Origin of the sequence: Curtobacterium sp. WHRI 8282 (genome assembly GCF_040223925.2) — a bacterium.
Classification (GTDB): Bacteria; Actinomycetota; Actinomycetes; order Actinomycetales; family Microbacteriaceae; genus Curtobacterium; species Curtobacterium flaccumfaciens.
This window is the reverse complement of sequence record NZ_JBEHCD020000003.1, coordinates 470,528-491,941: the sequence shown is the minus strand read 5'-3', so window position 1 is coordinate 491,941 and position 21,414 is coordinate 470,528. Positions and strand designations below refer to the sequence as shown.

20 protein-coding genes are annotated in these 21,414 nt (G+C 71.6%); 16 read left to right on the top strand and 4 right to left on the bottom strand.

What is annotated here, in order from left to right; all coding sequences use genetic code 11:
- Positions 1–23: 23 nt before the first annotated feature.
- Complete coding sequence (locus ABRP24_RS13220) at positions 24–635, bottom strand: methyltransferase (protein WP_349847835.1); 612 nt, start codon at positions 633–635, stop codon at positions 24–26.
- Positions 636–696: 61 nt separating this feature from the next.
- Here ABRP24_RS13220 and hflX point away from each other — a divergent pair, with 61 nt between their 5' ends.
- Positions 697–2,238, top strand: a complete 1,542-nt coding sequence (gene hflX, locus ABRP24_RS13215; protein ID WP_349847834.1) for a GTPase HflX — start codon at positions 697–699, stop codon at positions 2,236–2,238.
- A gap of 199 nt (positions 2,239–2,437) precedes the next feature.
- On the opposite strand, the gene lexA is transcribed toward hflX, so the two are convergent.
- The gene (gene lexA, locus ABRP24_RS13210) at positions 2,438–3,082 is read right to left on the bottom strand and encodes a transcriptional repressor LexA (protein ID WP_027464773.1); all 645 of its coding nucleotides are present in this window, start codon (positions 3,080–3,082) and stop codon (positions 2,438–2,440) included.
- 236 nt (positions 3,083–3,318) lie between these two features.
- Between lexA and ABRP24_RS13205 the strand changes: the two genes are divergently transcribed.
- The 15 genes from ABRP24_RS13205 (at position 3,319) to ABRP24_RS13135 (ending at position 17,414) form a co-directional block, all read left to right on the top strand.
- Positions 3,319–3,696, top strand: coding sequence for a LysM peptidoglycan-binding domain-containing protein (locus ABRP24_RS13205; protein ID WP_110859282.1), 378 nt, complete (start codon positions 3,319–3,321; stop codon positions 3,694–3,696).
- Positions 3,697–3,760: 64 nt separating this feature from the next.
- Positions 3,761–4,867, top strand: a complete 1,107-nt coding sequence (locus ABRP24_RS13200) for a histidinol-phosphate transaminase (RefSeq protein ID WP_027464775.1) — start codon at positions 3,761–3,763, stop codon at positions 4,865–4,867.
- Entirely contained in the window at positions 4,864–5,466 is a 603-nt protein-coding gene (hisB, locus tag ABRP24_RS13195; protein WP_027464776.1) for an imidazoleglycerol-phosphate dehydratase HisB, read from the top strand. The genes ABRP24_RS13200 and hisB overlap by 4 nt, the downstream gene beginning before the upstream one ends.
- On the top strand, positions 5,463–6,101 hold the full coding sequence (gene hisH, locus ABRP24_RS13190) for an imidazole glycerol phosphate synthase subunit HisH (protein ID WP_071405609.1): 639 nt from the start codon (positions 5,463–5,465) through the stop codon (positions 6,099–6,101). Before hisB ends, hisH begins: the two co-directional genes overlap by 4 nt.
- A gap of 97 nt (positions 6,102–6,198) precedes the next feature.
- Positions 6,199–6,945: a bifunctional 1-(5-phosphoribosyl)-5-((5-phosphoribosylamino)methylideneamino)imidazole-4-carboxamide isomerase/phosphoribosylanthranilate isomerase PriA gene (gene priA, locus ABRP24_RS13185; RefSeq protein WP_017885902.1), complete on the top strand. Its 747-nt coding sequence runs from the start codon at positions 6,199–6,201 to the stop codon at positions 6,943–6,945.
- Between the two features lie 4 nt (positions 6,946–6,949).
- On the top strand, positions 6,950–7,765 hold the full coding sequence (locus ABRP24_RS13180; RefSeq protein ID WP_349847833.1) for an SseB family protein: 816 nt from the start codon (positions 6,950–6,952) through the stop codon (positions 7,763–7,765).
- Positions 7,766–7,897: 132 nt separating this feature from the next.
- On the top strand, positions 7,898–8,773 hold the full coding sequence (locus tag ABRP24_RS13175) for a ParA family protein (RefSeq protein ID WP_017885900.1): 876 nt from the start codon (positions 7,898–7,900) through the stop codon (positions 8,771–8,773).
- A complete protein-coding gene (locus ABRP24_RS13170) occupies positions 8,757–9,560 on the top strand; it encodes a ScpA family protein (RefSeq protein ID WP_171907825.1) in 804 nt (267 codons plus the stop codon). The genes ABRP24_RS13175 and ABRP24_RS13170 overlap by 17 nt, the downstream gene beginning before the upstream one ends.
- Positions 9,550–10,239, top strand: coding sequence for an SMC-Scp complex subunit ScpB (scpB, locus tag ABRP24_RS13165; protein ID WP_232749807.1), 690 nt, complete (start codon positions 9,550–9,552; stop codon positions 10,237–10,239). The genes ABRP24_RS13170 and scpB overlap by 11 nt, the downstream gene beginning before the upstream one ends.
- 1,249 nt (positions 10,240–11,488) lie before the next feature.
- Complete coding sequence (locus ABRP24_RS13160) at positions 11,489–12,277, top strand: pseudouridine synthase (RefSeq protein ID WP_231495626.1); 789 nt, start codon at positions 11,489–11,491, stop codon at positions 12,275–12,277.
- A 58-nt stretch (positions 12,278–12,335) separates the two neighbouring features.
- On the top strand, positions 12,336–13,448 hold the full coding sequence (locus tag ABRP24_RS13155; RefSeq protein ID WP_051596539.1) for a prephenate dehydrogenase: 1,113 nt from the start codon (positions 12,336–12,338) through the stop codon (positions 13,446–13,448).
- A 197-nt stretch (positions 13,449–13,645) separates the two neighbouring features.
- Positions 13,646–14,341, top strand: coding sequence for a (d)CMP kinase (gene cmk, locus ABRP24_RS13150; RefSeq protein ID WP_051596569.1), 696 nt, complete (start codon positions 13,646–13,648; stop codon positions 14,339–14,341).
- Positions 14,342–14,486: 145 nt separating this feature from the next.
- On the top strand, positions 14,487–16,007 hold the full coding sequence (gene der / locus ABRP24_RS13145) for a ribosome biogenesis GTPase Der (protein WP_027464783.1): 1,521 nt from the start codon (positions 14,487–14,489) through the stop codon (positions 16,005–16,007).
- Positions 16,008–16,121: 114 nt separating this feature from the next.
- Positions 16,122–16,748 (top strand): hypothetical protein, encoded by a 627-nt coding sequence (locus ABRP24_RS13140; RefSeq protein ID WP_349847832.1) that lies wholly within the window; start codon positions 16,122–16,124, stop codon positions 16,746–16,748.
- 144 nt (positions 16,749–16,892) lie between these two features.
- Positions 16,893–17,414 carry a hypothetical protein gene (locus ABRP24_RS13135; protein WP_071244988.1) on the top strand — a complete coding sequence of 174 codons (522 nt, stop codon included), beginning with the start codon at positions 16,893–16,895 and terminating at the stop codon, positions 17,412–17,414.
- Positions 17,415–17,654: 240 nt separating this feature from the next.
- Here the strand turns inward: ABRP24_RS13135 and ABRP24_RS13130 are convergent, their stop codons facing one another.
- On the bottom strand, positions 17,655–19,811 hold the full coding sequence (locus ABRP24_RS13130; protein WP_349847831.1) for a RecQ family ATP-dependent DNA helicase: 2,157 nt from the start codon (positions 19,809–19,811) through the stop codon (positions 17,655–17,657).
- A gap of 75 nt (positions 19,812–19,886) precedes the next feature.
- On the bottom strand, positions 19,887–21,362 hold the full coding sequence (locus tag ABRP24_RS13125) for a hypothetical protein (protein ID WP_349847830.1): 1,476 nt from the start codon (positions 21,360–21,362) through the stop codon (positions 19,887–19,889).
- Positions 21,363–21,414: the final 52 nt, after the last annotated feature.

The window sequence follows — 21,414 nt, the reverse complement described above, 5'->3', positions numbered from 1 at the left end:
CGCGCTGCGCTACGCGCTACGCGCTACGCGCTGCGGCGCACCCGGATGACGCGGAAGCCCTTGGCCGTCGACTCGCGGGTGACCGCGAACCCCGAACCGAGCGCGCCGACGAGCCACTTCTGCAGCGAGTCGCCCCCGAGGTCCTTCGACACGACGAGCCAGGCGTCGCCCCCGACCTCGAGCCGGGGCAGCCACGTCAGCAGGATCTGGTGCAGTTCGTCCTTGCCGACACGGATCGGCGGGTTCGACCAGATCGTGCGGAAGCGCAGGTCGGCCGGCACGTCGTCGGGCAGGGCGATCGTGACGTTCGACGCCCCGGCAGCAGCCGCGTTGGCGCGCGCGAGCCCGAGCACGCGCTCGTTGACGTCGACGCCCCACACGTGGGCGTCGGGGGACTGCAGGGCCATGGTGATCGCGATCGGGCCCCAGCCGCAGCCGATGTCGAGCAGGGCACCGTCGGCAGCCGGTGCCGGCACCGAACCGAGCAGGACCTTCGTGCCGCGGTCGACGCCGTCGGGGCTGAAGACCCCAGCCGCGGTCGACAGGGTGAGGGGCTGACCGGCGAGCGTGACGTGCACCTGGCGCGGCCGGAGTTCGCTCTCGGGGCTGGCCGAGAAGTAGTGGTCGTTCGCCATGGATGAACCGTACCGGCAACCGAGTGTGTCGGAGGGCCTGCGGAGGTAGCCTGTGCACAGGATGACGGATACCCATCAGCAGAACCACCAGACCAACGACGACAGCGCAGACGGTGTCGTCGAGAGGGTGTTGCGCAACGCAGACCACCGCGCAGCATCATCCATCTTCGCACCCGCTCAGGCCATCCAGACGCAGTCGGTCGACGACCGCAGCTGGAGCGGCGACGGCGACCAGTACGACCGTGAGGACCGTGCGGCGCTGCGCCGTGTCGCCGGCCTCTCCACCGAACTCGAGGACGTCACCGAGGTCGAGTACCGCCAGCTGCGGCTCGAGCAGGTCGTCCTCATCGGCGTATACCCCCAGGGCGACGCCTCGGACGCCGAGAACTCCCTCCGCGAGCTCGCGGCACTCGCCGAGACCGCGGGCGCCGTGGTGCTCGACGGGCTCCTGCAGCGTCGGCCGAACCCGGACCCGGCAACCTACCTGGGCAAGGGCAAAGCCCAGGAGCTCGCGATGGTCGTCAAGGCCACCGGCGCCGACACGGTGATCGCCGACACCGAACTCGCACCCTCGCAGCGTCGTGCGCTCGAGGACGTCGTGAAGGTGAAGGTCATCGACCGCACGGCCGTGATCCTCGACATCTTCAGCCAGCACGCGAAGACCCGCGAGGGCAAGGCGCAGGTCGAACTCGCCCAGCTGCAGTACCTGCTGCCGCGACTGCGCGGTTGGGGTGACTCGATGTCCCGGCAGGCCGGTGGCCAGGTCTCCGGGGGTGCGGGCATGGGCTCTCGTGGCCCCGGCGAGACGAAGATGGAGCTCGACCGCCGCAAGATCCACACGCGGATGGCGAAGCTCCGCCGGCAGATCGCCGGGTTCACCCCGGCCCGTGAGGCCAAGCGTGCCGAGCGCAACCGCAACGAGGTGCCGAGCGTCGCGATCGCGGGCTACACCAACGCCGGCAAGTCGTCCCTGTTGAACCGGCTCACGAGCGCGGGTGTGCTCGTGCAAAACCAGCTGTTCGCGACGCTGGACGCCACCGTCCGTCGGACCGAGAGCGCCAAGGGCCGGGAGTTCACGTTCGTCGACACGGTCGGCTTCGTACGCAACCTGCCGCACCAGCTCGTCGAGGCCTTCCGCTCCACCCTCGAAGAGGTCGGCGACGCCGACGTCATCGTGCACGTGGTCGACGGCTCGCACCCCGACCCCGGGGCGCAGCTGTCCACCGTGCGCGAGGTCATCGGCGACGTCGGTGCGGGTGATATCCCGGAGATCGTCGTCTTCAACAAGGCCGACCTGATCGACGACGCGCAGCGTCTGGTGCTCATCGGACTCGTGCCGGACGCGGTGTTCGTGTCGGCACGCACCGGCGAGGGCATCCCGGAGCTCCTCAGCGTCATCGAGGATCGCCTGCCCGAGCCCGACGTCGACCTGACGATCGTGGTGCCGTACGACCGCGGCGACCTGGTGTCGTCGCTGCACGACACCGGTTCGGTCGAGTCCGTCTACTACGTCGAGGACGGCACGCGCCTGCGGGTGCGCGTCTTCCAGCGGCAGGTCGCCGAGCTCGAGCCCTACGTGGTCACGCCGGTCCCGACGGTCTGACGCCCGGCTCCGGCGGGCGCCGGAGAGCGCTGCCGCGCGGCCTGGAGGCCCGTCACGAGTAAGCCGGACGCCGTCGCGTCACCGAGACACCCCGGAACACGCGAAACGCCGCCGAATCCGGCGGCGTTTCGTCGTGCAGGGGACGTCGTACGGGGACGACGGCGTCTCGCGTCGGTGCAGCGCGGGTCGCGGGTCGCGGTCAGAGGGAGCGGAGGACCGCGACGACCTTGCCGAGGACCGAGGCGGCGTCGCCGAGGATCGGCTCGAAGGCGGAGTTGCGCGGCAGCAGCCAGGTGTGACCGTCGCGCTGGCGGAAGACCTTGACCGTCGCCTCTTCGTCGAGCATGGCCGCGACGATGTCACCGTTCTCGGCGGTCTGCTGCGACCGCACGACGACCCAGTCGCCGTCGCAGATCGCGGCGTCGATCATCGACTCGCCGACGACCTTGAGCATGAAGAGCTCGCCGGTGCCGACGAGCTGTCGGGGGAGCGGGATGATCTCGTCGACGTGCTGCTCGGCGGTGATCGGGACACCGGCGGCGATCCGGCCGACGAGCGGCACGAGCGTGGTGGCGTCGATGTCCGGGCCGCCGACGTCGGACGACGGCTCGTCGACCAGGACCTCGAGCGCGCGCGGACGGTTCGGGTCGCGCCGGATCCAGCCCCCGAGCTCGAGCTGGCCGAGCTGGTGGGAGACGCTGGAGAGCGAGGAGAGTCCGGCGGCGTCGCCGATCTCGCGCATGCTCGGCGGGTAGCCCCGTGAGGCGATCGACGCACGTATCGCGTCGAAGATCGCCTGCTGCTTCGGCGTCAGCGGCTTCTGGCCCCGCAGTTCGTCCACCACGTCGTCTCGCTTTCGTCGGTGCCGGTCCGGCCGCGGCGGGAATGTCGGTGGTCCCCGTCAGGCTTGTCCCAGTCGATCGAAACAGTATCCGACCAGCCAGGGCCGGACAAACACCTGTTCGAGCGTGTCGCAAGAAAACCCCGCAGAAATCCCCTCCCAGGACTTGTGCGTCGTCTGATTCGAAACTATGTTCGGTACACGACTTCGGTTCCACCGAACGGGAAGGCAAGAACGACATGAGCACCATCGCCATCGCTGACATCCAGCGCACCGCGGCGCCCGCCGTGCGTACCCGCCTGCGTCTGACGCGTCGCGGCCGCATCGTCTTCACGACGCTCGCCGCGCTCCCGCTCCTCATCGTCGTCGCGCTCGGCGTGCTGAACGGTGGACAGGCCTCCGCCGGCGACGCCACGGCCGGCGGCGCCCGCACCCAGTTCGAGACCGTGACGATCCAGCCGGGCGAGACGCTCTGGCAGCTCGCCGAGCAGACGGCTCCCGACTCGGACCCGCGTGACTTCGTGCAGGACGTCGTGAGCCTCAACGCGCTCGACGGCTCCGCGCTGCAGGCCGGCGAAGAGATCGCCATCCCCACCAAGTACACCGACGGCGAGTAGTCACTCGGGCAGCGCCGTCCGGACGGCTGGTCGTCGCACGGTGACAGCGGCCTACGATGGATCGGTGGCATTCACGCTCGAAGACCTCCCGATCCGAGACGACCTGCGCGGGCAGAGCCCCTACGGCGCCCCGCAGAAGCACGTCCGTGTGCAGCTCAACGTCAACGAGAACACGCATCCCGTTCCGGACGACGTCGCTGCCGACATCGTCGAGTCGATCCGGCAGGCCCTGCTGACGGTCAACCGGTACCCGGACCGCGAGTTCACCGAGCTCCGGCAGTCACTTGCCGACTACCTCGGGCACGACCTGACCGCCGAGCAGCTCTGGGCGGCGAACGGGTCCAACGAGGTGTTGCAGCAGCTCCTCCAGGCGTTCGGTGGGCCCGGTCGCTCGGTGCTCGGGTTCCCGCCCACCTACTCGATGCACTCGATCCTCGCGTCGGGCACCGGCACCACGTGGATCCCGGCCCAGCGGGACGACGAGTTCCGCATCTCGCCCGAGACCGTCGTGGCGGCCATCCGTGCGCACCAGCCGGACATCGTGTTCCTGTGCGGGCCGAACAACCCGACGGGCACCCCGCTCGACATCGAGACGATCGCGGCCGCCTACGACGCGACCGACGGCATCGTGATGGTGGACGAGGCGTACGCCGAGTTCATGCCGTCCGACGCTCCGAGCGCGCTCACGCTGCTGCCCGGTCGTGAGCGCCTCGTGGTCTCCCGCACCATGAGCAAGGCGTTCGCGTTCGCCGGCGCCCGGGTCGGGTACATGGCCGCGCACCCCGCCGTCGTCGACGCCGTCCGGCTGGTCCGGCTGCCGTACCACCTGTCCGCGCTGACCCAGGCCGCGGCGATCGCGGCACTCCGGCACGCCCCCGAGATGCTGGCGATGGTCGACGACATCAAGGGGCAGCGCGACCGCATGGTCACCGAGCTCCAGGCCATGGGGTACCGCACCTACGAGACCTGGTCGAACTTCGTCCTGTTCGGTGGTGTCGCCGACCCGAACGCCGCGTTCGAGGCGCTGCTCGAGCGTGACGTCATCGTGCGTGACCTCGGGATCCCGAACCACCTGCGGGTGAGCGCGGGAACCGAGGCCGAGACGACCGCGTTCCTCGACGCCATGCGGCAGGTCGCCGCCGAGCAGCCGCCGGTTAGGGTTGAGGCATGACCGCCCGCACCGCCTCGATCAGCCGTTCGACGAGCGAATCGAGTGTCGAACTCGAGCTCGACCTGGACGGCACCGGGACCTCGTCGATCTCGACCTCCGTCCCGTTCTTCGACCACATGCTGACCGCGTTCAGCAAGCACTCCCTGATCGACCTGCGGGTGCGCTCGACGGGCGACACCGACATCGACGTGCACCACACGGTCGAGGACACCGGCATCGTGCTCGGACAGGCGATCAAGCAGGCCCTCGGGGACCGCTCCGGCATCGGCCGGTACGGCGACGCCCTCGTGCCGCTCGACGAAGCGCTGGCCCAGGCCGTCGTCGACGTCTCCGGGCGTCCGTTCCTCGTGCACTCCGGCGAGCCCGCGGGCTTCGAGTTCCACCGCATCGGCGGCCACTTCACCGGCTCGATGGTCCGCCACGTGTTCGAGGCGATCACGTTCAACGCCGGCATCACCGTCCACGTCCGCGTGCTCGAGGGCCGCGACCCCCACCACATCGCCGAAGCCGAGTTCAAGGCGTTCGCCCGAGCCATGCGCAAGGCGGTCGAACTGGACCCGCGCGTCGACGGCATCCCCTCGACGAAGGGCGCCCTGTGACCGCCGCCAAGCCGAACGTCGTCGTCCTCGACTACGGGTCGGGCAACGTCCACTCCGCCGCCAAGGCGCTCGAGCGCGCCGGGGCCGAGGTCACGCTGACCTCCGACAAGCAGGCGGCGCTCAAGGCAGACGGCCTGCTCGTCCCCGGTGTCGGGGCGTTCGCCGCCGTGATCGACCAGCTCGAGGGCGTGCAGGGTGGTGAGATCGTCGACCACCGTCTGGCCGGCGGGCGACCCGTGCTCGGTATCTGCGTCGGCATGCAGGTCCTGTTCTCGCGCGGCATCGAGCGTGGTGCCGACGTCGAAGGGCTCGGCCAGTGGCCCGGTACCGTGCAGGAGATCCAGGCCGAGGTGCTGCCGCACATGGGCTGGAACACCGTGCAGGCCCCCGAGGACTCCGTGCTGTTCGACGGGCTGCACGACGAGCGTTTCTACTTCGTGCACTCCTACGGCGTGACCGACTTCCCGCTCGAGGCCTACGGGCCGTTCCGTGCGCCCCGTCTGACCTGGGCGGAGCACGGGCAGCCGTTCATCGCCGCGGTCGAGAACGGGCCGCTCACCGCCACGCAGTTCCACCCCGAGAAGTCCGGCGAGCCGGGCATCCGCCTGCTCTCCAACTGGGTGCGTTCGCTCTGAACCCGGCCGGCGCCGGGCGCGACGGCCGTGCCGGACGCGCACCGGGCCTCCCGGCCGTCCGCAGCCCCTTCTCCACCGCAACGAAACCGACAGGACCATGACCGACCTCACCGACACCCCGCCCCTCGTCCTGCTGCCGGCGGTCGACGTCGTCGACGGACAGGCCGTGCGACTCACCCAGGGCGAGGCGGGGAGCGAGACCGGCTACGGCGACCCCGTCGCCGCTGCCCGGACCTGGCGTGATCAGGGCGCCGAGTGGATCCACCTCGTCGACCTCGACGCGGCCTTCGGCCGTGGCGACAACCGCCGGGTGATCGCGCACGCCGTCCGCGAGGTCGAGGGCGTCTCCGTCGAGCTGTCCGGCGGCATCCGTGACGACGCCTCGCTCGAAGCGGCGCTGGCGACCGGTGCGGCGCGCGTGAACCTCGGCACCGCGGCGCTCGAGAACCCGGACTGGGCCGCCCGTGTGATCGGTGAGTACGGCGAGCAGATCGCCGTCGGGCTGGACGTCCGCGGCACCACGCTGTCGAGCCGTGGGTGGACCGAGGACGCCGGTGACCTGTGGGAGGTGCTCGACCGGCTGGAAGCCGCCGGGTGCGCCCGCTACGTGGTGACCGACGTCACCAAGGACGGCACGCTGCAGGGGCCGAACGTCGAACTGCTCCGCCAGGTGTGCGACCGGACCGACCAGCCCGTGGTGGCCTCGGGCGGGATCTCCACGCTCGACGACCTCCGTGCGCTCCGCGAACTCGTGCCGTACGGGCTCGAGGGCGCGATCATCGGCAAGGCGCTGTACTCCGGGGCGTTCACGCTGCCTGCCGCACTCGACATCGCCTCCGAGTAACGCCGTGGCGGGCATCTCGAACGGCCGTGGCACCGGGCCCGACGCCGACGACGCGCACACGCCCGGCGGGGCCGCGGACTCGGCGGGCTTCTCGTGGGAAGGCCGCACGTTCGACCACCACGACACCGCGTTCGCCGAGGACGACGGACTCGCCGACCCCGCGGTGGTCGCCGCGATCGGTGCGATCGCCGGCGGTGCCTCCCAGGCGGCGATCGTCGAGGCACTCCGCACCGCCCGTCTGCTCATCCCGCTCATCGCCGAGGCCGGCGACGTGGGGGAGACCGACGAGGGCAAGCTCGTCGACAAGACCCAGGAACTCTCGATCGTGACGGTCGCCGGTCCGGACGGTCGCAGCGTGATGCCGGCGTTCACCTCGGTCGACGCCATGCACGCGTGGGACCCGGACGCGCGTCCGGTGCCGGTGGAGTCCCGCCGTGTGGCGATGGCCGCTGCGAGCGAGGACACCCAGCTCGTCGTGCTCGACCCGAAGTCGCCGACCGAGTTCGTGCTGCGTCGTCCGGCGGTGTGGGCGCTCGGGCAGGACCTGCCGTGGGCCCCGTGCTTCGAGGACCCCGAGGTGGCCCGCGCCTTCGCCGCCTCGGTCGCGGGTGAGTCGAGCGTCGCCCGTGTCGAACTCGCGCCGGGTGACCCGGTCGGCCGGTTCGCCGGGCCGGAGCTGACGGTGGGCCTGGCGCTGCACCCGGGGCTCGACCGAGAGCAGGTCGGCGAGCTCGTCGGCCGGCTGCAGCAGCGGTGGTCGGCCGACCCCGTGATCGCCGAGCGGGTCGACAGCATGCGCGTCGCCCTGCGCGCTGCCTGACGAGCAACAGCAACAGCGCAGCAGCAGCAACAGCGCAGCAGCAGCGCCCGTGGCCGGGCTGCCAGCCAGCAGCGCAGCGCTCCCGCGGCGGTGCGACCCGGCCCAGCCCGAGGTCGCCGGTACGATGACGGGGTGAGCCCGAACCCGACGACCAACCCCACCGGCGCGACCACCCACGGTCCGACGGGGCGTCCCGTCCGGGACTTCCCCGTGCCCGAGGAGCTCGACAGCACCGGACCCGCCCGCATCATCGCGCTCTGCAACCAGAAGGGCGGCGTGGGCAAGACCACGACGGCCATCAACCTGGGCGCCGCGCTCGCCGAGTACGGCCGCAAGGTCCTGGCCGTCGACTTCGACCCGCAGGGCGCGCTGTCCGCCGGACTCGGGGTCCGGACGCACGACATCCACACCGTGTACGACCTGCTGATGGGTGCCGTGAAGGACCCGAACCAGGTCATCCAGCCGACGAACACCCCCGGCCTCGACGTCATCCCGGCGAACATCGACCTGTCCGCGGCCGAGGTGCACCTGGTCAACGAGGTCGCCCGCGAGCAGATCCTGGCGAGCGTGCTGCGCAAGGTCGCGAACGACTACGACGTGATCCTGGTCGACTGCCAGCCGTCGCTCGGCCTGCTCACCGTGAACGCCCTGACCGCGGCGCACGGCGTGCTCATCCCGCTCGAGTGCGAGTTCTTCGCGCTCCGCGGTGTCGCCCTGCTCATCGAGACGATCGACAAGGTGCGCGACCGCCTCAACCCGGCGCTCAAGCTCGACGGCATCCTGGCGACCATGTACGACTCGCGCACACTGCACTCCCGCGAGGTCATGGAGCGGGTCGTCGACACCTTCGACGACCGTGTGCTCGACACCGTCATCGGCCGCACCGTGAAGTTCCCGGACGCCACGGTGTCCGCACGCCCGATCACGCAGACCGCGCCGGACCACCCTGCCGCCCACGCCTACCGGCAGCTCGCACGAGAGCTCGTCCAGCGTGGCGCCGTCGCCTGACGCGGGGTTCCGGGTCCGGCTCGCCAACTTCGACGGACCGTTCGACCTCCTGCTGTCGCTCATCACGAAGCACGAGCTCGACATCACCGAGGTGTCGCTCGGTGCCGTGACGGGGGAGTTCATCCAGTACGTCCGGCAGGCCGAGTCCGCCGACGAGCTCGACGAGGCCAGCGAGTTCCTGGTCGTCGCGGCGACCCTGCTCGACCTGAAGATCGTCGGGCTGCTGCCCCAGGGTGAGCTCGTGGACGCCGAGGACGTCGCTCTGCTCGAGGCCCGCGACCTGCTGTTCGCCCGACTGCTGCAGTACCGGGCGTTCAAGCAGGCCGCCGACTGGTTCGGGGAGCGCTGGGGCGTCGAGTCGCGACGGCACGTCCGCAGCGTCCGGCTCGAGGAGCGGTTCCGCGCGCGGACGCCGGAGCTCGTGTGGACCCTGTCGGTGCAGGACTTCGCCGCGCTGGCCGCGCTGGCCTTCGCCCCGCGGGAGATCCCGACCGTCGGCCTCGACCACCTGCACGCCCCGCTCATCAGCATCCGCGAACAGGCCGCGATCGTCGTCTCGATCCTCCGCACCCGTGATGGTGAGGGCGTCTCGTTCCGTGAACTGGTCGCGGGCGTCGACCAGACGGGTATCGTGGTGGCTCGCTTCCTCGCGATCCTCGAGCTGTACCGGAACGCGTCGATCTCGTTCGAGCAGCTCGAGCCGCTCGGGGAGCTGACACTGCGGTGGACCGCCGAGGACTGGTCCGACGAGAGCCTCGCGAACCTGGGAGCCGACTATGACGGATGACGTGCACGACACGTCCAGCGCCGAACCCGGCGGCGCCGACGAGATGGCCGACGCCCGCGCGATCGAGCGCGAGATCCACGAGCGCACCGCATCGCAGGCCCACCCGACCATCCCCATCGACCGCCAGCTCGAGGCCATCCTGATGATCGCCGACCAGCCGCAGTCGCTCGTCGCCCTCGGCGCTGCCGTCGGGTCGCCCGTCCCTGCCGTCCGCCAGGCGATCGACCGCCTGGTCGCCGACTTCGACGGCGTCGACGGCACGATCCGCCGTGGCTTCGAACTGCGCGAGGTCGGTGGCGGCTGGCGCTTCTACGTCCGCGCCGACCTGGACCCCGTGGTCGAGCAGTTCGTCGAGGCCGAGCGCCCCTCGCGGCTGTCGCAGGCCGCACTCGAGACCCTGGCGGTCGTCGCCTACAAGCAGCCGATCACCCGCTCGCAGATCGCTGCGATCCGCGCCGTCAACGTCGACGGCGTCGTCCGAACCCTGGTGGCACGCGGCCTCATCGAGGAGTCGTTCACCGACGCCGAGACCGGCGCCATCAACTACGTCACGTCCGACCTGCTCCTGCAGCAGCTCGGCATCAACTCGCTCGACGAGCTGCCGCTCATCTCGCCCCTCCTGGACGACGGTGCGGACGGCTTCGAGCAGAACGAAGGGATCCCCGATGGCAGGGTTTGACGACCGGGGGCGCGGCGCGCCCCGAGACCGAGACGACCGCAACGGACGCTCAGGAGGCCCGGATCGCTCCGGCCGCCCGGCCGGCGGACGCGGCGGGGCCGGTTCCAGTGCCGGTGGCCGCTCCGGCGGGTACGGTCGCGACGACCGCGGGGGCGCACGCCCGCCGCGTGACGACGACCGCCGTGGCGGGTACCCCTCGCGTGACGACCGCGGCGGGTACCGCGGGGCCTCGGCTCCGCGTGACGACCGTGGTGGCTACCGGGGTCGTGACGACCGTTCCGGTGGCGGAGACCGTGGTGGCTACCGGGGTGCCTCCGCTCCGCGTGACGACCGTGGTGGCTACCGGGGCCGTGACGACCGAGGGGCTTCCGCGCCGCGCGACGACCGCGGTGGCGACCGTGGTGGCTACCGCGGCAACTCGGCTCCGCGTGACGACCGTGGTGGGTACCGCGGTCGCGATGACCGATCCGGTGGCGGTGACCGTGGTGGCTACCGCGGCAACTCGGCTCCGCGTGACGACCGCGGTGGGTACCGCGGCCGCGACGACCGTGGGGCTTCGGCTCCGCGTGACGACCGTGGTGGCTACCGTGGCTCGGCTCCGCGTGACGACCGTGGTGGGTACCGGGGTCGCGACGACCGCGGGAGCTCCGCACCGCGCGACGACCGTGGTGGGTACCGCGGCCGTGACGACCGTGGTGCTTCGGCTCCGCGCGACGACCGTGGCGGCTACCGGGGTCGCGATGACCGATCCGGTGCCGGCGACCGTGGTGGCTACCGCGGCAACTCCGCTCCGCGCGATGACCGTGGTGGGTACCGCGGCCGTGACGACCGCAGCTCCGCCCCGCGGGATGAGCGTGGTGGGTACCGCGGCCGTGACGACCGCAGCTCGGCTCCGCGTGACGACCGTGGTGGGTACCGCGGCCGTGATGACCGTGGTGCTTCGGCCCCGCGCGATGACCGTGGTGGGTACCGCGGCCGTGACGACCGTGGCAGCGCCGCGCCGCGTGATGACCGCCGCACCCCGGACGGCCAGCAGAGCCGCGTCTGGCACAACGGCCGCCGCTACGTCGGCGGCACCACGAGTGTCCGCAACAGCGACCGCACCACGCCGAAGCCGAGCGGGCAGCGCGACGACCGGGGCAACCCGGCCGAGGGCACGCCCGAACGGCCCATCATCGAGGACTGGGACGCGGCGGACGGAACGGCTCCTGCCGGGGCCGAGCCGAGCCTCCAGGCAGAGGGTGAGCGCCTGCAGAAGGTGATCGCCGCTGCCGGCGTGGCATCCCGCCGGGTCGCGGAGAACCTGATCGTCGAGGGCCGCGTGACGGTCAACGGCGAGGTCGTGGACGCCCTCGGGCGTCGCGTCGACCCCGAGAAGGACGCGATCAGCGTCGACGGCGTGCCGGTGCAGATCGACTCGTCGCGGCGCTACATCGTGCTGAACAAGCCGACCGGTGTCGTCTCGAGCCTGCAGGACGAGCGCGGTCGCCGCGACCTGACCGAGTTCGTGGACCGCTACGAGGAGCGCCTGTTCAACGTCGGCCGTCTCGACACCGAGACCTCCGGACTGCTCGTCCTGACGAACGACGGCGACCTGGCACACGTGCTGGCGCACCCGTCGTTCGGCGTGCAGAAGACGTACATCGCGAAGGTCCACGGCAACGTGAACCCCGCCGTGGTGCAGCGCCTGACCGAGGGCGTCGAGCTCGAGGACGGTCCGATCAAGGCCGACAAGGTGCGGTTGCTCGAGTCCTCGCGGGGTGAGTCGCTCGTCGAGATCACGCTGCACTCCGGCCGCAACCGCATCGTCCGTCGCATGCTCGAGGCCGTCGACCACCCGGTCCTCGAACTCGTCCGCCGGTCGTTCGGACCGCTGCACCTGGGCAGCCTGCCGCCGGGCAAGATGCGCGAGCTCGGCACGGTCGAGGTGGGCAAGCTGCTCAGCACCGTCCGTGACGCGAAGCCGTCCGCTCGTGACGACCGCGACGTCGCCCTCGACCAGGACGACGACGAGTACGAGGACGAGTCGGCGGACTGACCGAACCCGACGCTCGGGCATCGACCGATGCCCGAGCGTCGATCGGTAGGCTTGCCCGGTGACCGACGTGACCCCGACCGACATCGACCGCCGTCTGCGCGGCCCGGTCCGGGTCGTCGGTGCCGGGTTGCTCGGCGCCTCGATCGGTCTCGCCCTGCGCGAGAAGGGTGTGGACGTCGTCCTCGACGACGTCTCGCCCGCCGCGCTGGCGCTCGCCGTGGACTACGGCGCCGGGCGTCGACCGGCTGCCGGCGACCAACCGGAGCTCGTCGTCGTCGCGGTACCGCCGGACGTCGTCGCGACCGTGGTGGAGCGCGAGCTCGCCGCCCACCCCGACGCCGTGGTGACGGACGTCGCCAGCGTGAAGTCCGGGCCGCTCGCCGCCCTGGTGGCGGCCGGGGCCGACGTCTCCCGCTACATCGGGTCGCACCCGATGGCCGGACGCGAGCGCAGTGGTCCGACCGCCGCCCGCGCCGACCTGTTCGTCGGTCGCCCGTGGGTGATCGCGGGGCACGACGGCATCACGTACCAGCGTGCCGCGGTGGTTGAGGACCTCGCGCTCGACGTCGGCGCCACCGTCGTGCCGATGGACCCGGAGTCGCACGACCTCGCCGTCGCGTACGTCTCGCACGCGCCGCAGCTCGTGTCGACGCTGATGGCCTCGCGCCTGCGGGACGCCCCCGACGGGTCGCTCGGCCTGGCCGGCGGCGGTGTGCGCGACGTCACCCGGATCGCCGCGAGCGACCCCGGGCTCTGGGTGCAGATCATCGGGGCGAACGCCGGGCACATCCGGCCGGTGCTCACCGACCTGCGCGACGACCTGTCCCGCGTGATCGACGCGCTCGGCGACCCGGACGGTGCCGGATCGCCGCGCACCATCGCCGAGACGATCGCCGACGGCAACCGCGGGGTCGAACGGCTCCCCGGCAAGCACGGCACCACCAAGCGCTTCGCCCAGGTGGTCGTCCTGGTCGACGACACCCCCGGGCAGATCGCCGCACTCCTGACGTTCATCGGGGAGATCGGCATCAACCTCGAGGACATGCGCCTCGAGCACTCACCGGGCGCACAGATCGGCATCGTCGAGGTGTCGGTGCTGCCCGAGCAGGAACAGCGACTCGTCGAGGAACTCGAGGGGCGCGGATGGAGGATCGCAGCAGCATGGGCCTGAACGACGACACGAACGACTCCGGCGTGATCAGTGGACGCGCTCCGGCCGGTGGGACCGACGGACCCGACTCCGGCCTGCCGACGCCGACGCCGACTCCTGGTGACGGGGCGCGCGGTGGCGCTGAGGGTGGCCCCCTCGGTGGCCCGGCCGGCGGCCTCGGCGAACCCGGCGGGGAGCCCGGTTCGACCAGCGCCCCGATGCCGTCCGGCCTGGCCGACGGCGCCTACGTGGCGAAGATCGTCATCGCGGTCGACGGCCCCGCCGGCAGCGGCAAGTCGAGCGTCTCCCGTGCGGCAGCCCGCGCCCTGGGCTACGGCTACCAGGACACCGGCGCCGCCTACCGTGCACTCGCGTGGCACGCCCTGCAGCAGCGGGTCGACCTCGACGACGCCGCGGCGATCCTCGCGAGCTGGGACACCTTCGACTACGCCATCGGCACCGACCCCGACGACTACTACGTCAAGGTGGGGGAGACCGACGTGACCGAGGCCATCCGCACCCCCGACGTCACCGGCGCGGTCGCCCACATCGCCAAGCTCCCGGACGTCCGGAAGCGCCTGGTCCAGCTGTTCCGGAACGTGATGCGGAAGACCGACGCCCCGGGCATCATCACCGAGGGCCGGGACATCACCACGGTCGTCGCACCCGACGCCGAGGTCCGGATCCTGCTGACGGCCGACGAGTCCGTTAGAATGGCCCGACGCTCGGCAGAGGTCACGACCCAGTCGGCCGCCGAGACCTCCGCAGCACTCGCTCGTCGCGACGCGGCGGACGCGAAGGTCGTCGACTTCATGAACGCCGCCGACGGCGTCACGACGCTCGACTCCACCGACCTCGACTTCGACCAGACCGTGCAGGCGGTCGTCGACCTGGCCCGCGCGGCCACGCACTGACGCAGACCGGACCGCCTCGGCGGGCCGATCACGCACTGACGCAGACCGGACCGCCTCGGCGGGACGGTCCACCACGGCCGGACCCCCGGCCCGGCCGGCAACGGCCACCGACACCGCGGCCCCGGCCGCTCGCGAGGAACCCAAGATGGCTCAGCTGGACAACCCGGACAACGACGACTTCCCCCAGTACGACGACGCCCTCGGCGAGCGGCTCGCCGGACTCGACGAGGCCGAGGCCGAGCAGCGCGCGACCGCGCTCCGCGCCGGACTCGAGGAGTACGACCTCGAGGACGAAGACCTCGCCCTGCTCGAGGCCGGTCAGGTCGGCGAGGACGGCGTCCACTACCTGCCCGCCTACCCGGTGCTCGCGATCGTCGGCCGCCCGAACGTCGGCAAGTCCGCGCTCGTGAACCGCATCCTCGGTCGTCGTGAAGCCGTCGTGCAGGACGTCCCCGGCGTCACCCGCGACCGTGTCAGCTACAAGGCCGACTGGAACGACAAGCGCTTCACCCTCGTCGACACCGGCGGCTGGGAGCCCGGCGCCGAGGGCATCAACGCCTCGGTCGCCGCGCAGGCCGAGGTCGCGATCGACCTCGCCGACGCCGTGCTGTTCGTCGTGGACGTCACGGTCGGGATCACGGCCACCGACGAGCACGTCGTCAAGATGCTCCGCGGCACCGACCGCCCCGTCATCGTCGTCGCGAACAAGGCCGACGACGAGCGCCGTGAACTCGACGCCTACGAACTCTGGAACCTGGGGCTCGGCGAGCCGCACCCGGTGTCGGCCCTGCACGGCCGCGGCGTCGCGGACCTGCTCGACCTGATCATCAAGACGCTGCCCGACACCTCGGCCGTCGCCAAGCAGGAGGTCGGCGGCCCCCGCCGCGTGGCCATCCTCGGCCGCCCGAACGTCGGCAAGAGCTCGCTGCTCAACAAGGCCGCCGGTGAAGAGCGGGTCGTCGTGAACGACATCGCCGGCACCACCCGCGACCCGGTGGACGAGCAGATCGAGCTCGGCGGCAAGGTGTGGCGCTTCGTCGACACCGCCGGCATCCGCAAGCGCGTGCACATGCAGCAGGGCGCCGACTTCTACGCCTCGCTCCGCACCACCGCTGCGCTCGAGAAGGCCGAGGTCGCCGTCGTCGTCCTCGACGTCACCGAGCCGGTCTCCGTGCAGGACCTCCGCATCATCGACCTCGTCCTCGAGTCCGGCCGTGCCCTCGTGCTGGCCTACAACAAGTGGGACCTGCTCGACGACGAGCGACGCCGTTACCTGGAGCGTGAGATCGAGCAGGACCTGGCGCACGTCGCCTGGGCTCCGCGCGTGAACATCTCCGCCCGTACCGGCCGCCACCTCGAGAAGCTCGTGCCGGCGCTCGAGACAGCCCTCGAGTCGTGGGACACCCGCATCCCGACCGGCAAGGTCAACGCCTTCATCGCCGAGCTCGTGCAGGAACACCCCCACCCCGTGCGCGGCGGCAAGCAGCCCCGCATCCTGTTCGGGACCCAAGCGTCGAGCCAGCCGCCGACCTTCGTGCTCTTCACGTCGGCGTTCCTCGACCCGCAGTACCGGCGCTTCATCACGCGTCGCCTCCGCGAGGTCTGGGGCTTCTCCGGCACGCCGATCAACGTCAACATGCGGGTGCGCGAGCGCCGGAAGCGCTGAGCCGTCCCACCCGTCACGCAGAACGCGCCTCGATCCGTCGGGGCGCGTTCTGCGTTCGTGTTCGGCCTGGAGGCCCGCAGTCGGTCCGGCACGCCGGTGCGGCATCATGGGGGCGTGGGTACCGGGCCGTGGGCAGCGGACCGACGTCGGCTCGCCCTGGTGGGCGTCCTCGTCGGTGTGGTCGTCGTGGGTTCGGTGTCCCTCTGGACGATCTCGCACACGTCCGACGACGGCGACACGGTCACCCGTGCCGACCCCGTGCCCTCCGAGCCGGCGCAGTCGCCCGACGTCCGACTGCAGCCGTCCAACGCCCTCGAGGAACCGATCGAGCCCGAACCCGTCCGTCCGGTCGACGGTTCGCCCATCGACCCGTGGTGGCGCCGCGTCCCGCCGGTGTCCGGTGACATCGTCGGCATCGGGGCTGCGGCCTCCGGGCACGTCCGGATCGCCGCGAACACGAGTGACGAGACCGTCGCGGTGGAGATCGACCACCTGGAGACCGGCGGGGACGGCCCCGTCGACGTCGTACTGTCCGCGGGGACGGTGCGCGGTGGTTCGAAGCCGGTGTGGACGCCTGCCGGGGAGTCCTACGACCTGTTCCAGGCCGCCGGGGTCGAACAGGGACTGACCGTCGTGCTCAGCGATCCGTGGTCACTGCCCGACGAGGTCCGTTCCCTGGTCCTGCTCGACGCCGACACCGGCACCGTGCTGGGCGGCTCGGCACTCGTCCCGTCGGATTGAGCGGGGCGCGCTTGGGCCGTGCCGTGCCGTGCCGACGCCGAACGACACCGTCGTGGTCGTCCGACCTCGACAGTGTCGTTCCGCATCGGTGCTCGTGGCTGTGCCGCGTCCGCTGCCGCCGCCGGGATGGGGCACGATGTACTGGTGACGCAGCAGAACGACGGACTCGGTGTGCTCGCCGACCGCGTGTGGTGCCGTCTTCGGCTCGACCGGTTGGCCGGAGGCCGGCAGTCCGGGTACGTGATCCGCGAGGACATGCTCGGACACCCCGACACCGTCCGCTCGTTCCGGTGGATCCGGTGGCTGCTCGTCGCGGAGACCGTCGTCGGGCTCACCGCCATCGTGGTCGCCGTGCTGCTGACCCGCGCGGGGGAGTCCCTGTCGTGGGCGGTGTGGTTCCGGTCCACCGTGGTGCTGCTCATCACCCTGACGCTCTACGTGTTCGCCTGGCGGGCGCAGCTCGGGTACTACTGGGCGTACCAGCGGCTGCGGTTGTTCAGCCGGATCTTCCCGATCGTGACCCTGATCGTCGCGGCGATCCCCGGGCTCTACCCGTTCTGGATGGTCATCGAGCAGATCCTGTTCTCGGTGCTCATGGTCGGCATCGGCGACGTGCTGACGAGCGACCACATGCGGGCGACGTTCCCGAAGCCCGCGCGGCGTTAGGGCTCCGGCGGGCGGGTACCGACGCCGAGCGACGATGACGGTGTCGTACGACGTCGGTGGTGTCGCTTCTTGCGGGCGCGGGTTGTTGCGCACGCTCGGGAGCGACGATGTCGGTGTCGTACGACGTCGGTGATGTCGTTCGGCGTCGACGCTCACGCGGGTGGGCCGGCACCGCGACAGAACACGCGTCGATCGACACGTGGACTGTCGCAAAACAGGTGCAGGGGCGGCGCGACCGGGCTACGCGACCGTGGCCAGGGCGAAGGGGAGCACGGCGGAGGCCCCGGCGCGCCGGAGCTCCCGGCCGGCCACGGTCATCGTCCACCGGCTGTCGACCAGGTCGTCGACGAGCAGCACCGGGCCCTCGTGCGCCTGCAGGGCTGCGGCGAGCGATGGATCGACCACGAAGGTGTCCCACACGCCGGACAGTCGGTAGGCGCTGTTCGTCGCACCGTCGCCCCGAGGGGTCCCGCCAGCGCGGCCGAGCGTGCCGAGGAACTGCAGCCGCCCGATCGTGGACAGCGCCTGGGCGAGGGACCCCACGAGCTCGGGCCGCGACCGCGAGGACATCGCCGCGACACCGGTCGGCCGGGTCTCCCACGGCCAGTCCTTGAGCGCCCGGACGCAACCGTCGACGAGCTCGCGCGAGATCGGGGCATCGGGGGTGGACATCGAGAAGAGTGCGCGCAGGGGACCGCCCCAGCCGAGGTCGGTCAGACGCGCCACCGCACGGCCGGGCTGCACGAGCTCGTCCGCGCCGATCTTGCCCCGCACCGAGACCCCGAGCGACGACATCCCCGAGGGCCACTGGGCACGCGGGGCGATCTCGACGCCGACCTTGTCGAGCGCGGCCGCCGCCCCGGACGAGTCGGTGTCGGACACGTCGGTCGGGAACCACGCCCCTGCGCAGTTGTCGCACCGGCCGCAGGGCTCGGCCGAGGGGTCGTCGAGGTCCTGCTGCAGCAGCTGCATGCGGCAGGCCGAGGTGGACTCGTAGTCGAGCATCGACGCGGCCTCGGCAGCACGGGCCGCTGCGACCCGCTCGTACCGGGGCGCGTCGTACTCCCACGGCTGCCCGGTCGACACCCAGCCGCCGGTGACACGTCGGACGGCGCCGTCGACGTCGAGCACCTTGAGCAGGAGTTCGAGGGTGGAACGCTTGATGTCGACCAGGCCCTCGAGCGCCACGGTCGACATCGCGGTGTCGGTGGACAGGGCGCCGAGCACGGCGGCGGCGCGGGCCTCGGTCGGCATCGAGGCGCTGGCGAAGTACTGCCAGATCTCGCGGTCCTCACGCCCGGGCAGGAGCAGGACGTCGGCGTTGTCGGTCGCACGACCCGCACGACCGATCTGCTGGTAGTAGGCGACGGGCGACGAAGGAGCCCCGACGTGCACGACGAACCCGAGGTCGGGCTTGTCGAACCCCATGCCGAGCGCGCTCGTGGCGACCAGGGCCTTCAGCTCGTTGCCCTTGAGCTGCTGTTCGAGCTGTTCGCGCTCGTCGGTGTCGGTGCGCCCCGTGTAGGCACGGACGGCGTACCCGTTGTCGCGCAGCAGCCGTGCGATGTCCTCGGCCGCCGAGACGGTCAGCGTGTAGATGATGCCGCTGCCGGGCAGGTCGCCGAGGTGCGCGAGGAGCCAGCCGAGCCGCTGCCGGGCATCGGGCAGCGTCAGCACGCCGAGGCGCAGGGACTTGCGAGCCAGGGACCCGCGGATGGTGAACACCGGGTCGGCCGGACCGGCGGTGAGCTGTTCGGCGACGTCCTCGACCACGCGCTCGTTGGCCGTCGCGGTGGTCGCCAGGACGGGGACGCCGTGGGGGAGCGACCGGATGAGCTCGGCCAGTCGACGGTAGTCCGGCCGGAAGTCGTGGCCCCAGTCCGAGATGCAGTGCGCTTCGTCGACCACGAGCATGCCCATCCGGGCGATCAGGGTCGGCATCTGCTCGTCGCGGAACTTCGGGTTGTTCAGTCGCTCGGGGGAGACGAGGAGCACGTCGACCTCGTCACGGGCGAGGGCGGCCTGGGTCTCGCCCCACTCGTGGGCGTTCGCGGAGTTGATCGACACCGCACGGACACCGGCCCGGGCGGCGGCAGCGACCTGGTCGCGCATCAGGGCGAGCAGCGGCGACACCAGGACGGTCGGGCCGCCCCCGCGTCGGCGCAGCAGCAGCGTCGCGAGGAAGTACACCGCGGATTTGCCCCACCCGGTGCGCTGCACGACGAGGGCGCGCTGCCGGTGCTCGACCAGCGCCGAGATCGCCTCGAGCTGGCCGGGGTGGAACACCGCGTCGGGGCGCCCGGTGAGCGCAGCGAGCGCCTGCTGCGCCTCGGCGGCGATGTCCGCAGAGGGGGAGACGGAAGACGACGCGGTGGACCCGACACCAAGACCAGACATGCCCCCATGCTGTCAGCACCGACCGACGAAACCCGACCCGAGCCTCCTATCTGTGGACAACGCGACGGGGCGCGCTTACTGGTACGTGACCAACGACGGCGTCGGCTGCACGTCCTGCATGGTCTGCGCGGGCGTCAGCATGGGCGTGTCCTCGTCATAGAAGTTCTTCCAGCCCCAGTGCAGCCCCTCCGGCGCGCCCTGGTGCAGTGCCTTCCACGTCGCCTGCTTGTCCGGCTGCGACCCCTGCCCGTCGACGTGCACGAGCATGTCGAGCTCCGGGTGGGTCTGCAGTGCGGAGCGGTCCTGGATCATCGACAGCCGGAACTGGTGCAGCACCAGGGCCTTCGGCGGCAGCCCCTCCTTCTGCACCAGCGCAGCCAGCCACGAGGAGACCTCGTTCACCTCGGACGCCGAGACACTCCCGATCTGCTTGAGCGGCACCTGGTCCTTCGTCAGCCGCCACTCCGGGTCGAGCGCCAGCCACACGCCGGGCTTCTTCAGCAGCGCCTCGTACTTCTTGGCCTGCGACAGGAAGTCCGACCGTCCGGGCTGCAGGTCGATGATGACCGGCATGTCCGCGTCGTGCGCGGCGTCGACGTAAGGCTCGAGCGTCGACACCGGCAGCTCCGTCGAGTAGTCGCCGTCGGCGCCGGCGTCCCCGGCGGCGACGGTCGCGATGACCTCCATCGCGGGCGTCACGAGCTCGTCGGACTCGGCCCGGTAGGGCTTCTCGACCTGCTCGGCGCGCTGCACGGTCTGCTTCGGCCCCTGCTCGCCGAGCACGCCCAGCGCCGGCGCTCCGGGAGCCCCGTACAGCGCGACGTACCGGTGCCCGTCGAACGGCCGCTGGCCGCCGTTCCGCAGCTGGAACCCACCCTCGGCAGCCCGGACCGTCCACTCCGGATCCGGCAGGGCGTCGAACGCCGCGCCGACCAGGACGGTCGGGTGCTTCGCCCGCTCGTGCAGCGCCGTCACCACGTCGGCTGCGGCAGCCGGGTCGGTCACGCCCTCCGGCATGGTCACGACGCGGGCGCCGGCGGCCTTCGCGGTCGCCACGGCGGCAGCGTCCGCACTCGCGTCCGCCACCACCACGGTCGCCTGCCGGGAGGCCCGGTTCGGCTCCGGCGCGTCACCGCCGTCCGGCGCCTGCCGCTGTTCGACGTCCGTGTCGACCGACACGTCACCCTCGGCCTGGTACCAGTCGGCACCGAGCCGGTCGAGCTCGCGGGCGACGGCAGTGCTCGTGTCCTTGGTCGTCAGCAGCACCGGGACGTGGGCGCTCGCCGCTGCCTTCGCCGCACCACGGATCCCGTCGGTGTCGCCGGCCCGGGCGACGACCGCTCCGGGAGCGCTCGCGAACAGGGCCTTGCTGACGCGGACGGACCGGGCGGCGGCGTCCCCAGCGTCGGCCACCGTGACGGTGTCAGCCGAGGCCTTCGCCAGGGTCGGGCGGCTCGTGTCCGGTCCGCTCGACGTGCACCCGGCGGCTCCGAGCAGCAGCCCGGAGACCGCGATCGCGAACAGGAAGCGAGGGGTGGAACGAGAACGCATCGAGCCACCCTACGAGCCAGACGGAGAGGTCCCTGGGAATCCGACGGGTGTC

Coding starts and splice junctions, on each gene's coding strand:
- ABRP24_RS13220 (WP_349847835.1), bottom strand. CDS start 635: ATGGCGAACGACCACTACTTCTCGGCCAGCCCCGAGAGCGAACTCCGG.
- hflX (WP_349847834.1), top strand. CDS start 697: ATGACGGATACCCATCAGCAGAACCACCAGACCAACGACGACAGCGCA.
- ABRP24_RS13205 (WP_110859282.1), top strand. CDS start 3,319: ATGAGCACCATCGCCATCGCTGACATCCAGCGCACCGCGGCGCCCGCC.
- hisB (WP_027464776.1), top strand. CDS start 4,864: ATGACCGCCCGCACCGCCTCGATCAGCCGTTCGACGAGCGAATCGAGT.
- priA (WP_017885902.1), top strand. CDS start 6,199: ATGACCGACCTCACCGACACCCCGCCCCTCGTCCTGCTGCCGGCGGTC.
- scpB (WP_232749807.1), top strand. CDS start 9,550: ATGACGGATGACGTGCACGACACGTCCAGCGCCGAACCCGGCGGCGCC.
- cmk (WP_051596569.1), top strand. CDS start 13,646: ATGCCGTCCGGCCTGGCCGACGGCGCCTACGTGGCGAAGATCGTCATC.
- der (WP_027464783.1), top strand. CDS start 14,487: ATGGCTCAGCTGGACAACCCGGACAACGACGACTTCCCCCAGTACGAC.
- ABRP24_RS13130 (WP_349847831.1), bottom strand. CDS start 19,811: ATGTCTGGTCTTGGTGTCGGGTCCACCGCGTCGTCTTCCGTCTCCCCC.
- ABRP24_RS13125 (WP_349847830.1), bottom strand. CDS start 21,362: ATGCGTTCTCGTTCCACCCCTCGCTTCCTGTTCGCGATCGCGGTCTCC.